The following is a 12,336-nucleotide window of genomic DNA, read 5'->3' as shown; positions in this document are numbered from 1 at the left end:
GAGATCCGAAACAACGCGGCGACCTCCAGCGCGTCGAACTCACTGCCACTGGCCGCCGCGAACAGGGCGAGTTGCTCCAGCATGCGTCCCTCGGCCTGCCAGGACACCCGCGCCAGCCCGAACGCCGTCGCCAACGGCACAGCCTCCGGGGACACGCCCTCGGGAAGCTCCACAATCGGTTCGTACATGTGGTTGATTCTACCGGAGGTCGAGAGCAGTTTCCGTTGCGTGGCAACGGTTTCACCCCATCGAGTCGGCACCCACCCATGAGCGCAACACCGGTAGGGCCGATGCCGCGCCGGCCGAGACCGGCCAAGCCCAAGCGCGGTCGACGGCACGCTGATGTACTTCCCACACACCAACTCCAACCTGCGGGCATTCCGCCGGGGCGGCGCCGGTTCGCCCTCGTACCGGGCTGTACTCGGGCGGACCGGCAACGCCGCCAGCAGGAAGCTGGGCCGGCGAATTGAGTGGTCACGTCGTCGGACTACGGCGCAGGCGTTGGCTTTTCGGGCGAGGATTGTGCTGTCCTGCGCGGAGGGGCGAGCAACCAGGATGTGGCGGCGGCGATGGGGACGCGGCCGCAGACGGTGGCGACGTGGCGGGGTCGGTTCGTGCGTGACCCCCTGCGGGGGTTGTCGGATGAGCCGCGGTCGGGTGCTCCGCGGACGGTCACCGACGAGCAGGTCGAGGAGGTGATCGTGAAGACGCTGGAAGAAAAGCCCGCCACAGGTGACACGCACTGGTCTACCCGGGGCATGGCCAGGGCCACGGGCATGTCACAAACCACGATTTCCCGGATCTGGCGTGCGTTCGGCCTCAAGCCGCACCTGGTGGACACCTGGAAGCTGTCCACGGATCCACAGTTCATCGAGAAGGTGCGCGACGTCGTCGGTCTCTATCTCGCCCCGCCGGACAAGGCACTGGTGCTGTGCGTGGACGAGAAATCGCAGATGCAGGCGCTGGACCGCACCGCACCGATGCTGCCGACGATGCCCGGCACACCGGCCGGCAAACCCACGACTACCTCCGCTACGGCACCACCAGCCTGTTCGCCGCCCTGGACATCGCCACCGGCAAGGCCACCGGCAACGTCACCGGCCAGCACCAACGCAGGCACCGCCACCACGAGTTCCTGCGGTTCCTCAAGACCATCGACCGCAACACCCCCGTCGAACTGGACCTGCACCTGATCTGCGACAACTACGCCACCCACAACACCCCGGCGATCACGAAATGGCTAGCCACCCACCCCCGCTTCACGCTGCACTTCACCCCCACCAGCGGTTCCTGGTTGAACCTGGTCGAACGCTGGTTCGGCGAACTGGACCAACCGCACACTCCGCCGATCAGCCCACCGCAGCGTCACAGAACTCGAAACCGACGTCGAAACCTGGAACGAAGCCTGGGACGACGACCCGAAACCCTTCGTATGGACCAAAACCGCCGACGAGATCCTCGACAACCTGGCCAACTACCGCACCCAAACACTTACGACGCGAACTTCCAACTCAGCACACTAGCGCCGGCGCGGGGTCGCGATGATCCGGCCGCCGCGGGACGGGACCAGGGTGATGTTGCGGGGCTTCGGGAACTCCGGCTTCGCACGTTCCGGGCGGATGTCGCAGCGGGACAGGACCGCGCGGAGGACCGCCGCGGCCTCCTGCAAGGAGAAGCCCGCGCCGAGGCAGCGCCGCACACCACCGCCGAAGGGGATCCACGTGCCGGCCTCGGGCTGCTTGCCGAGGAAGCGCTCCGGGCGGAAGTCCTTCGGCTCCGCGTGCAGGGCCGGGTCCTTGTGGACGAGGTTGATGCTCGGGGCGACGACCGTGCCCGTGGGCAGGCGGTAGCCGGCGACGTCGGTGGGCTCGGTGAGCATGCGGGCCACGTTCTGGATCACCGGGCGGCGCCGCATCGCCTCCTTGGCGACGGCCTGCAGGTAGTCCTCGTCGCCGGCGTCGGCGGCCTCCTGGGCGCGGCGCTGGACGTCGGGGCGGCGGGCGAGCTCGTGGAAGGACCAGGCGAGCGCGGTCGCGGTGGTCTCGTGGCCGGCGAGCAGCAGGGTGATCATCTGGTCGCGGACCTCTTCGTCGGAGAGGTCGCCGCCGCCCGCGGTGAGCAGGCGGGACAGCACGTCGCCGCGGTCGGCCAGGTCGCCGGCCTCGCGGCGGTCCGCGATCTCGGCGTAGAGCAGTTCGTTGACCGACTCCAGGTTCTCGCGGTTGCGCCGCCACGGGCCGTACCGGGTGAGGTTCGCGTAGCTCCAGCCCAGGACGGTGAGCGGGCCGATGTCGGAGACCTTGCGCAGGCGCGGGCGCAGCACACTGAGCCGGTCGCCGTCGGTGAGGCCGAACACGACCCGCAGGATGATCTCGAGGGTGACCGCGTTCATCCGCGGGTGGACCGAGAACGGCCGGCCGGTGGGCCACTTCTCGGCGTCGGCGGTGGCGAGCTCGGCCATGAGGTCGCCGTAGCCGCGCAGGGCCGCGCCGTTGAAGGCGGGCATGAGGAGCTTGCGGGAACGCAGGTGCACGTCTTCGTCGGTGACCAGGACCGAGTGCTTGCCCATGACCGGCGCGAGCATGGCGTTGCCCTCGCCGGCGTGGAAGATCGTCGGCGAGCCGGCGAAGACCTCGCGGATGTGCTCGGGCCGGCCGAGCGTGACGACCAGACGGCGGCCGGCGATGCGGGTGGTGAACACGTCGCCGAAGCGTCGCTGCATGTGGATGTGCATCTGCCGCCGGGCGACGAGGAACAGGAGCGTCTGGATCACCGACGGCAGGTGGGATCCCGGGGGCAGGGTCCGTTCGTCGACCTCGAGCGTCGCCATGACCTTTTTATACGCCCGTATAGATGGGGGCACAAGGTACCGTCAGCGCGTGGGCCATCGGGAACAGCTGCTCGCGGCGGCGCGCCAGCTGCTGGAGGACAAGGGATACGCGCACATCACGGCGCGCGACCTGGTCGCGGCGTCAGGCACGAACCTGGCCTCGATCGGCTACCACTTCGGCTCGAAGGCGGGCCTGCTGAACGCGGCGCTGGGCGTGGTGTTCGAGGAGTGGACCACCCAGCTCGCCACGATCGCGATGGCCGACCCGGACACGTCCCCGATCGAGCGCGCGCACCTGACGTGGGCGGCCCACCTCGACTCGCTGTCGGGCCGCCGGGCGCTGCTGGTGTCCTTTGTGGAGGCACTGGCCCAGGCCGACCGCGACCCGCAGCTCCGCACCCAGCTGGCGGAGATGTACGCGACCACCCGCCGCCGGGTCGCGTCCCTGGTGGCCGCCGCCCTCGGCGACGACGTGCCGCCCGATGACCCCCGCTGCACGGCGGTCGCCAGCTGGGTGGTGGCGGTGTGCGACGGCCTGGCCATGCAATGGATGCTGGACCCGACCAGCGTCCCGGCCGGCGCGCACCTCATGCGCGGCCTGGCCGACCTCCGCGCGATCTCCGAGTAGCCGCCCGCGGCGGCGGTGATCGAGCGAGGCGCCGGCGCGATCGCCCGTGCCATCGCCGCCACGATCACCGCCGATGCCGGCCTCGGCCAGGACCGGGCCGCGCTGCTGGCGGTGGGCCTGGTCGGCATCGGCCAGGTGATCGCCCACTCATGGCTGACCGGCGAGCGCGGGTGGCCGCGGCCGGACTGCGCGCTCGGCGACCGTGCCGCGGTCGCCGCCGAGAAGACCGAAAGTCGCGTGCTGGTGGGCGCGGAGCCATCCGCCGTGGGCTCGTCCGGTGAACCCCCTGCTCATCGGCGCTGTCGTGGTGCTCGTCGGCCACGCTGCGGATCGTGCGCGTCAGCGGAGGTCCATGCCCAGGTCGAGGGCCGGGGCCGAGTGGGTCAGGGCGCCCACGGCCAGGTAGTGCACGCCCGTCTCCGCGTAGCCGCGGGCGTCGGGCAGGGTCAGGCCGCCGGAGACCTCCAGCTTCGTCGTCGCGCCTCGGTCGGCCACGCGGCGGACCGCCTCCGCGCAGGCCTCGGGGGTGAAGTTGTCCAGCAGGACCAGCTCGGCGTTCTCGGCGAGAGCCTCGTCCAGCTGGTCGAGGGTGTCGACCTCCACCTCGCAGGGCAACGCAGGCGCGTGGGTGCGGGCGGCGCGCAGCGCGGCGGTCACCGAGCCGGCCGCGTGGACGTGGTTGTCCTTGATCAGCACGGCGTCGCCGAGGCCCAGGCGGTGGTTCTCGCCGCCGCCGCGGCGGACCGCGTACTTCTCCAGCAGGCGCAGGCCCGGCAGGGTCTTGCGGGAGTCGCGGACCACGGCCCCCGTACCGGCTATCGCGTCCACCCACGCCGCGGTCGCCGTCGCCACGCCGGACAGGTGGCACAGCAGGTTCAGCGCCGTCCGCTCGGCGGTCAGCAGGCCGCGGACCGGGCCGCGCAGCACCAGGGCCGGCTCGCCAGGACGCACCCGTTCGCCGTCCTTGCGCTGCGCCACGACCTCGAAGGAGGACGCCAGCACCGACTCGAACACCGCCAACGCCACCGGCACGCCGGCCAGCGTGCCGAACGCCCGTGGCGTCAGCTCCGCGGTCGCCACGGCGTCGGCCGGGACGGTGGCGGCCGTCGTCGCGTCGGGCCCGTAGCGCAGGTCCTCCTCGAGCGCCACGGCGACCACCCGGCGCACGTCGGTCATGTCCAGGTCTGTCATGACTCCGCCTCCGCGGAGCAGAGTGCGTCGGCGGTCCATAATCCCGCCTCCGCGGCGAAGAGTACGTCGGCGGTCATGCGGCACCTCTCGCCAGCAGCGCCGGACGGTCCAGCATCGGCTGGCCGGACGGGGTCAGGCGGATCGTCAGGCCGTGCGCCCAGTCCGGGTCCACGGCGGGGAAGTCGTCCCGCACGTGGCAGCCACGAGACTCGGTCCGGGCGGCGGCCGCGGCGATCAGCGCGCGGGCGGTGAGCGTCAGCGCGGCGTCCTCGACCAGCGCTCGGGTCTCGAGTGGACGGTCCACAGCGGACACGTCGAGCACCGAGCCGACCACCGCGAGACCCTCGCCGTCGCGGCCGATGGCGGCGTAGCGGCTCATCACTCGCTGCAGCGTGTCCCGGTCGGCCACCGGCACCGTCGGCACCGGCTGGCACGCGGCCAGCCGCGGCTCGGCCAGCACACCAAGCGCCAGGTCCGCCGCCACCGCCTCGGCCGCGCGGGTACCGACCACCAGGCCCTCGAGCAGGCTGTTGGACGCCAGCCGGTTGGCACCGTGCAGGCCCGTCCTGGCCACCTCGCCCGCCGCGTACAGCCCGCGGACCGGCGTCCGGCCATCCACAGTGGACACCACACCGCCGCAGGAGAAGTGCGCCGCGGGCGACACCGGGATCGGCGCCGCGGACGGGTCGACGCCGGCCGCGAGGCACGCCGCCAGCACCGTCGGGAACCGGCGGCGGAACGTCGGGCGGTCCAGGTGTGTCGCGTCCAGGAACACGTGGTCCTCGCCCAACTCCGCGAGCCGCCGGGTGATCGCCGCCGACACCACGTCCCGCGGCGCCAGGTCGCCCAGCGGGTGCACGCCGGCCATCACCCGCAGGCCACGCGAGTCCACCAGCACCGCGCCCTCGCCGCGCACCGCCTCGGTGACCAGCGGGCAGCGGCCCCGGGCACCCTCGCCGGTGTAGAGGACGGTCGGGTGGAACTGGACGAACTCCAGGTCCGCCACCGGCGCTCCGGACCGCAGCGCGATCGCCACCCCGTCCGCCGTCGCCACCGACGGGTTGGTGGTCGCCTGGTACAGCTGCCCCAGCCCACCGGTGGCCAGCAGCACGGCCGGCGCGGTCAGCACGCCCGGCACACCGGACGCGTCCAGTACCAGCAGGCCCGCCACCTCGCCGGCCGGCGTGCGCAACGTGTCGACCGCGACATGGTGCTCCAGCATCGGCACCCGACCGTCGCGCGACGCCGCCAGCAGCGCCCGCTCCACCTCGGCGCCGGTCGCGTCGCCGCCGGCGTGCACCACCCGGAACGCGGTGTGCCCGCCCTCCCGGGTCCGTGCCAGCCGGCCAGCGTCGCCCATGTCGAACACCGCGCCACGGGACCTCAGCCGGGCCACCGCGGCCGGCCCGTCGCCGATGATCCGCGCCGCCGTGTCGGCGTCACACAGCCCGCCGCCGGCCGCCAGCGTGTCCGCGACGTGCCGGTCGACGGAGTCGGCCGAGTCGTCACCGAGGACGACCGCGACCCCGCCCTGCGCCCAGCGCGTGTTGCCGCCCTCGGCCGCCTCCTTGGTGACCACCAGCACCCGCAGGCCGAGCTCCCGGGCCCGCAGCGCGGCGGTGAGCCCGGCGACGCCGGTGCCGACGACCACCAGGTCGGCGTGCGCCTTCCAGCAGGGGGAGGTCACTCCGCGTCTCCAGACTTGCCGATCTCGATCATCCGGCGCACCGCGCCGCGGGCCCGCTCGGCGATCATCGGGTCGACGCGTACCTCGTCCTTGCCCTCGCGCAGCGACCGGAGCAGCGCGGCCGGGGTGATCATCTTCATGTAGCGGCACGACGCCCGCTCGTTCACCGCCCGGAAGTCGATCTCCGGCGCGGCCCTGCGCAGCTGGTGCAGCATGCCGATCTCGGTCGCGACGAGCACCGACCGCGCCTTCGTGGCGCGGGCCTCGGTCACCATGGCGCCGGTCGAGAGGATCTTGACCTGCGACTTGGGCACCACGCCCTCCCCCGCCAGGTACAGCGCGGATGTCGCGCAGCCGCACTCCGGGTGCACGAACAGGTCGGCGTCGGGGTTGGCGGCCGCGCGCGCAGCGAGCTCTGGCCCGTTGATGCCGGCGTGCACGTGGCACTCGCCCGCCCACACGTGCAGGTTGTCCCGGCCGGTCTCGCGCCGCACGTGCGCGCCGAGGAACTGGTCGGGCAGGAACAGCACCTCGCGGTCGGCCGGGATGGACCGCACCACGTCGACCGCGTTGGACGATGTGCAGCAGACGTCGGTCTCGGCCTTCACCTCGGCCGTGGTGTTCACATAGGACACGACGACCGCGCCCGGGTGCTCGGCCTTCCACGCGCGCAGCTGGGCGGCGTCGATGGAGTCGGCCAGCGAGCAGCCGGCCCGCGCGTCCGGGATCAGCACCGTCTTGTGCGGGCTGAGGATCTTGGCCGTCTCGGCCATGAAGTGCACGCCGCAGAACACGATCGTCGACGCGCTGCTCTCCGCCGCGATCCGGCTCAGCGCGAGGGAGTCGCCGGTGTGGTCGGCGATGTCCTGGATCGCCGGCAGCTGGTAGTTGTGCGCGAGCAGCACCGCGTCGCGCTCCCGGGCCAGCCGGCGCACCTCGTCGCACCACGCCGCGTCCGGTTCGACGCCGCCGTACGGCGTCATGTCGTCGGTCCGCTCGCTCGCGATGGTGGCGGCCATGTCATCCTCCCTCGGGTCAGCACCCTTGCCGATTTCCCATCCAGAGGTTTTCGCCTTAGGATCGAAAACATGGTCGATGCTACCACCGCTTCCCGACCGGAAGCCCATGAAGTCCTGGCCGCGGTGCTCCAAGTGCGAGCAGGGTCACTCCAGGTCCTGCTCTGGCAACGCGCGCTGGATCCGCATGCGCACCGGTGGTCACTGCCCGGCGGACGGCTCGGCCCGACCGAGGACGTGGAGACGTCGATCAAGCGGCAGCTGGCGGAGAAGGTCGACGTCCAGCAGCTCGCGCACGTCGAGCAGCTCGCGGTGTTCAGCGCGCCGAACCGGGTGCCCGGCGAGCGCGTGGTGGCCACCGCGTTCCTCGGCCTGGTCCCGTCGGACAACGACCCCGGGCTGCCGCGGGACACCCGCTGGCACCCGGTCGAGGCACTGCCGGACACCGCCTTCGACCACGAGTCGATCGTGCGCCGAGCGCGCACCCGGCTGCGCGCGAAACTGTCCTACACCAACATCGGGTTCGCGCTGGCGCCGCCGACGTTCACGATCTCCGCGCTGCGTGAGCTGTACTCCGCCGCGCTGGGCTACAAGGTGTCCGCGACCAACCTGCAGCGGGTGCTCGCGCGGCGCGGGCTGCTCGAGCCGACCGGCGAGACGGCGGCGCCAGGACGGGCGGGCGGGCGGCCCGCGGCGCTGTTCCGGTTCGCCGAGCGGAACATGGAGGTGACCGACCCGTTCGCGGTGCTCCGGCCACCGAACCGAGCGCGCAGCGGCAGCGCGTCGTAGGTTTAGGCGGTGCCCGAGACGATTCCGCTCTTCCCGCTGCAGACGGTGTTGCTGCCGGGCACTCCCCTGCCACTGCACATCTTCGAACCGCGCTACCGCCAGCTCACCGTCGACCTGATCACGGGGACGTTGCCGCACAAGCGGTTCGGGGTGATCGCGCTGGTGCCGTCGCACGAGGCCGAGGTGACGTCCTGCGACCAGCTGCAGGCGGTCGGCTGCGCGGCGGTGCTGCGCCAGGCCAAGCGGTTGCCGGACGGCCGGTTCGACATCGTCAGCTTCGGCGACCAGCGGTTCCGGCTGCTGGCGGTGGACTCCTCCAGCGCGCCGTACCTGCTCGGCGCGATCGAGTGGGTGCCGGACACCCCCGCGGTGATCCCGGGCCAGCGCGACGTGTCCGACACGATCGGGTCGCTGGCCGGTGCGGCGCGGGCGGCGTACCGGCGGTACTGCCAGGCCGCGTGGCAGCAGGGGGACTGGACAGAGCCGGCCGAGGACGCGGAGATCGAGCAGCTGTCGCACCTGCTGGCCACCGACTGCCTGCTGCCGCAGGAGGACCGTCAGCGATTACTGGAGGAGACCCGGCCGCTGCACCGGCTGCGGCTGGTGGGTCGGATGCTCAACCGGGAGGCGGGGATCGTGGCGGCCCTGCGCGCGGTGCCCGCGCCGCCCGCGGTGCTCCGCAGGCACGCGAGCAAGAACTGAGCCTCAGCCGAGCCTGCGGCCGAGGTCGTCCATGCTGTTCCATGCGGCCATCACGCCGTAGGCCAGTGCCGTGGTCAGCGGCCAGGCCAGCAGGATCCAGCCGGACTCCAGCTGCGGCGCCTTGAGGATGACGTCCAAGACCTTGACGTCGCCGCTCACCGGGTAGCGGCCCTCGGCCCACGCGACGCCCACCTGCACGGCGAGCCAGCCGCCGAGGGTCGAGCCCAGCACGGCGGCGATCATGATCACCGGGCCGCGGCGCTCGCGCAGGAACCACACGGCGAGGCCGGTGAACAGACCCGCGCCCAGCCCCAGGAGGGTGAACACGACGAGGTCGTCGAAGCGGTGGAAGCTCTCCGCCTGGGTGCCGGTGACCGCCGCCAGCACGACCGGCTTGCCGTCCTGGCCGATGATCATCCGCTGCGCCGGCGCGAGCATCGACCACAGCCAGCCGACCGCGAGGCCGAGCAGCGACACGGTGGACAGCACGCTCACCGCGGGCAGCAGGTCGGCCTTGATCACGACCTTGGGCCGCTCCGGACGCCACGGGAACGAGAAGTACGCGGGGTAGCCAGCCGGTGGGACCGCGCCGTTGGCCGCGGCGGGTTCGGCGTGGGGAGGTGCGGCGCCCTGCACCGGTCGTTCCGCCACGCCTGCCTCCGCTCCCGCACCCGAACTGTCCGTGACGAGACTAGGGCATGTCCCATGGATCATCGCGCACGGATTGACGTGGCGGTACAGCCTCGCGCCCGACCAACGCAACCTCAGGGGACCGTGACGGCACCCAGCCACAAACCACCGGAGGTCCGCACCATCCGCTGGGACGCAACCAACACTTTGAATTCCGGGGAGGCGGTCGAGCGCCCAGGGGACCGTGACGGCACCCAGCCACCAACCACCACAGGTCCGCACCATCCGCCGGGACGCAACCAACACTTCAAATTCCGGGGAGGCGGACTTCTCCGTGCCGGCTGCAGCGCGCGGACCACCCGGACGGGGTCACCTGAACGACCATCCGGCGCGCGCAGTCGGGACAGAACCGTGCCGGTTCGAGCGCCGCGGTCGGGCCCGCGCACCGGGTGTGGTCGCCCTCGCCCGGCGGCTTCCCGCAGTGCACGCAGAAACTCACAGCGAGCCGCTCAATGCCTTGACCGGCATCTTCAGGTCGGCCAGCATGTCGAGGTCCTGCTGGGCCGGGCGGCCGAGGTTGGTCAGGTAGTTGCCGACGATGATCGCGTTGATGCCGCCCAGCATGCCCTGCTCCGCGCCGAGGTCGCCGAGGGTCAGCTCGCGGCCGCCGGCGAAGCGCAGGATCGTGCGCGGCAGCGCGAGCCGGAAAGCGCCGATGGTGCGCAGCGCGTCCTTGCCGTCGACGATCTCGTAGCTCTCGTACGGGGTGCCGGGCTGCGGGATGAGGAAGTTCATCGGCACCTCGTCCGGGTTCAGCGCACCGAGCTGCGCGGCGAACTCGGCGCGCTGCTCCACGGTCTCCCCCATGCCGATGATGCCGCCGCAGCAGACCTCCATGCCGGCTTCGCCGACCATCCGCAGCGTCTCCCAGCGCTCCTCCCACGAGTGGGTGGTGACCACGCTCGGGAAGTGCGACCGGGCGGTCTCGAGGTTGTGGTTGTAGCGGTGCACGCCCATCTCGACGAGCTCGTCGACCTGGGCCTGGGTGAGCATGCCGAGCGAGCAGGCGATCTGGATGTCGTTGCCGTCCTCGCGGATCGCCTTGACGCCGTCGCGGACCTGGGACATCAGCCGCTTGTCCGGCCCGCGCACGGCCGCGACGACGCAGAACTCGCTGGCGCCGGTCGCCGCGGTCTCGCGGGCGGCCTTGACCAGGCCGGGGATGTCGAGCCACGCCGAGCGCACCGGCGAGGGGAACCGGCCGGACTGCGAGCAGAAGTGGCAGTCCTCTGGGCAGCCGCCGGTCTTGAGGCTGACGATGCCCTCGACCTCGACCTCCGGGCCGCACCAACGCATCCGCACCTCGTGGGCGAGCGCGAGCAGCTCGGGGACTCGGTCCTCGGGCAGCCGGAGCATCTCGAGGATCCGTGCCTCGCCCAGCCCCTCGCCGCGCTCCAGCACCTGCTCCCGCGCCACCGCGAGCGGGTCGCCAGGCGTGTGGTCAGCCTTGGTCCGTTCGGCAGCTGCGGTCACTGGTGGCCTCCTCGCTGGATCATGGACATGCCGAGCCAGTCTGCCGCACGATGCCGCGGGTCGGAGGCGATGTGCATCACGCGCTACCGGCCCTCGAGCCGGCCGTCATCACGCCGCGTGCTCGGCGGAGAACCCGTTCGCGTCGAACTCGCCACCCAGTTCGGGGGCCAGCGAGCGGCGGGCGACGGCAAGGAACTCGGCCCGGTCCAATGCGGCCGCGTTCGCCGGGAGGGCGCCGATCAGCGGGGCGTCGGCGGCCGTCGGGAGGTCGTCGAGGTTGCAGCGGGCGGCCAGGTCGGGCTCGGCCGGCCACGAGCCGACCACCACGCCCGCGCACTCGATCCCCCGGCGGCGCAGTGCCTCCGCGGTGAGCGCGGTCGAGTTGAGCGTGCCGAGGCCCGCGTCGGCGACGATCAGGACCGGGGCGCCGATCGACCAGGCGACGTCGGCGAGCGTGCCGCCGTTGTCGTCGAACCGCACGAGCAGGCCACCCGCGCCCTCGACGAGCACCTGGTCGTGGCCGCGGGACAGCTCCACCGCGGCGGCGGCCGCCTGCGACGGGGTCACCACGGGCAGCCCGGCGCGGCGCGCGGCGATGTTGGGGGCGAGCGGGTCGGGGAACCGGCCGAGCTCCCAGGTGGTGACGGCGTCGCCGGCCAGCCGGCCGACCTCGTCGAGATCGCCCGGCTCGTCGGGGCCGACCCCGGTCTGCGCCGGCTTCAGCACGGCCACGCTGCGCCGGCCGGCCAGCGCGAGGGCCGCTACGGCAGCGGTGACCACCGTCTTGCCGACTCCGGTTCCGGTGCCGGTGAGCACCATGAGACTCACGGAGCGTCAGATTAGTCCCCCGATCCGCGCCGATCGCACGTGGTCCCGCGATCGGTGCCGGGCCGGCACCGGGCCGATACTGTGACAGTCGGGCGATATATGAAACTTCCACCCGTTTGCGGTAAGCGCTTTCGGGCCCCGCTAGGTATGGTCTACGCCGTGTTCGTCACGGCTGAGGGGGATGGCCGCACCGCCGTCGAGGCGCTGACCAGCGAGCAGGCGGAGTGCGTGTGGCTCTTCGGGGCCGACTGGTGTGCCGACTGCCGGCGTGCGGTGGAATGGCTCACCAGGCACGACGTGCCGTTCACCATGATCGACACCAACGACGACGACGAGCGTTCGCGGGCGGCACGGATCGTCGGCGGGCGCACCAACATCCCGGTGCTCGTGGTGCCGGACGGCCGGGTGCTGGTCGAGCCGACGAACGTCGAGCTGGCCGGCGCGCTGACGTCCTACCGGCGCCGGCGCGGTGCCGCTTGGGTCCGATGTAGATAGTCGGGTG

Annotated in this window: 13 protein-coding genes and 2 pseudogenes; 6 read left to right on the top strand and 9 right to left on the bottom strand. The window is 72.2% G+C overall.

Going from position 1 to position 12,336, the window contains the following annotated elements; all coding sequences use genetic code 11:
• Positions 1 to 188: hypothetical protein (locus tag GEV28_RS22370; protein WP_291414071.1), on the bottom strand; the 188-nt coding region annotated here is incomplete at its 3' end.
• Positions 189 to 453: 265 nt separating this feature from the next.
• On the opposite strand from GEV28_RS22370, the pseudogene GEV28_RS22365 reads away from it, so the two are divergent.
• A pseudogene (locus tag GEV28_RS22365) lies at positions 454 to 1,523 on the top strand (IS630 family transposase).
• Here GEV28_RS22365 and GEV28_RS22360 read toward each other — a convergent pair.
• Positions 1,520 to 2,830, bottom strand: coding sequence for a cytochrome P450 (locus tag GEV28_RS22360; RefSeq protein ID WP_291414070.1), 1,311 nt, complete (start codon positions 2,828 to 2,830; stop codon positions 1,520 to 1,522). The pseudogene GEV28_RS22365 and the gene GEV28_RS22360 sit on opposite strands and share 4 nt — an antisense overlap.
• Before the next feature lie 49 nt (positions 2,831 to 2,879).
• On the opposite strand from GEV28_RS22360, the gene GEV28_RS22355 reads away from it, so the two are divergent.
• On the top strand, positions 2,880 to 3,458 hold the full coding sequence (locus GEV28_RS22355) for a TetR/AcrR family transcriptional regulator (RefSeq protein WP_291414069.1): 579 nt from the start codon (positions 2,880 to 2,882) through the stop codon (positions 3,456 to 3,458).
• Between the two features lie 48 nt (positions 3,459 to 3,506).
• A pseudogene (locus GEV28_RS22350) lies at positions 3,507 to 3,614 on the top strand (TetR/AcrR family transcriptional regulator); the annotation flags it as partial.
• A 183-nt stretch (positions 3,615 to 3,797) separates the two neighbouring features.
• On the opposite strand, the gene nadC reads toward GEV28_RS22350, so the two are convergent.
• From nadC to nadA, 3 genes are all read right to left on the bottom strand, one after another.
• Positions 3,798 to 4,649: a carboxylating nicotinate-nucleotide diphosphorylase gene (gene nadC, locus GEV28_RS22345; RefSeq protein WP_291414068.1), complete on the bottom strand. Its 852-nt coding sequence runs from the start codon at positions 4,647 to 4,649 to the stop codon at positions 3,798 to 3,800.
• A gap of 73 nt (positions 4,650 to 4,722) precedes the next feature.
• On the bottom strand, positions 4,723 to 6,336 hold the full coding sequence (locus GEV28_RS22340) for an L-aspartate oxidase (protein ID WP_291414067.1): 1,614 nt from the start codon (positions 6,334 to 6,336) through the stop codon (positions 4,723 to 4,725).
• Entirely contained in the window at positions 6,333 to 7,355 is a 1,023-nt protein-coding gene (gene nadA / locus GEV28_RS22335) for a quinolinate synthase NadA (RefSeq protein ID WP_291414066.1), read from the bottom strand. Before nadA ends, GEV28_RS22340 begins: the two co-directional genes overlap by 4 nt.
• 69 nt (positions 7,356 to 7,424) lie before the next feature.
• On the opposite strand from nadA, the gene GEV28_RS22330 reads away from it, so the two are divergent.
• Positions 7,425 to 8,141: an NUDIX domain-containing protein gene (locus tag GEV28_RS22330; protein ID WP_291414065.1), complete on the top strand. Its 717-nt coding sequence runs from the start codon at positions 7,425 to 7,427 to the stop codon at positions 8,139 to 8,141.
• A gap of 9 nt (positions 8,142 to 8,150) precedes the next feature.
• Complete coding sequence (locus GEV28_RS22325) at positions 8,151 to 8,843, top strand: LON peptidase substrate-binding domain-containing protein (RefSeq protein WP_291414064.1); 693 nt, start codon at positions 8,151 to 8,153, stop codon at positions 8,841 to 8,843.
• A 3-nt stretch (positions 8,844 to 8,846) separates the two neighbouring features.
• Here the strand turns inward: GEV28_RS22325 and GEV28_RS22320 are convergent, their stop codons facing one another.
• From GEV28_RS22320 to bioD, 4 genes are all read right to left on the bottom strand, one after another.
• A complete protein-coding gene (locus GEV28_RS22320) occupies positions 8,847 to 9,494 on the bottom strand; it encodes a DUF2567 domain-containing protein (RefSeq protein WP_291414063.1) in 648 nt (215 codons plus the stop codon).
• A 286-nt stretch (positions 9,495 to 9,780) separates the two neighbouring features.
• Positions 9,781 to 9,960, bottom strand: coding sequence for a hypothetical protein (locus GEV28_RS22315; protein WP_291414062.1), 180 nt, complete (start codon positions 9,958 to 9,960; stop codon positions 9,781 to 9,783).
• Between the two features lie 8 nt (positions 9,961 to 9,968).
• A complete protein-coding gene (bioB, locus tag GEV28_RS22310; RefSeq protein ID WP_291414061.1) occupies positions 9,969 to 11,006 on the bottom strand; it encodes a biotin synthase BioB in 1,038 nt (345 codons plus the stop codon).
• Positions 11,007 to 11,114: 108 nt separating this feature from the next.
• On the bottom strand, positions 11,115 to 11,834 hold the full coding sequence (gene bioD, locus GEV28_RS22305) for a dethiobiotin synthase (protein WP_291414060.1): 720 nt from the start codon (positions 11,832 to 11,834) through the stop codon (positions 11,115 to 11,117).
• Positions 11,835 to 11,993: 159 nt separating this feature from the next.
• Here bioD and GEV28_RS22300 point away from each other — a divergent pair, with 159 nt between their 5' ends.
• Positions 11,994 to 12,329 (top strand): glutaredoxin family protein, encoded by a 336-nt coding sequence (locus GEV28_RS22300; RefSeq protein ID WP_291414059.1) that lies wholly within the window; start codon positions 11,994 to 11,996, stop codon positions 12,327 to 12,329.
• Positions 12,330 to 12,336 lie beyond the last annotated feature (7 nt).

It is taken from the genome of Actinophytocola sp., from assembly GCF_009379765.1.
Classification (GTDB): Bacteria; Actinomycetota; Actinomycetes; order Mycobacteriales; family Pseudonocardiaceae; genus Actinophytocola.
Note: the sequence above shows the minus strand (reverse complement) of the source record. Positions and strands in the feature narration are given on the sequence as shown.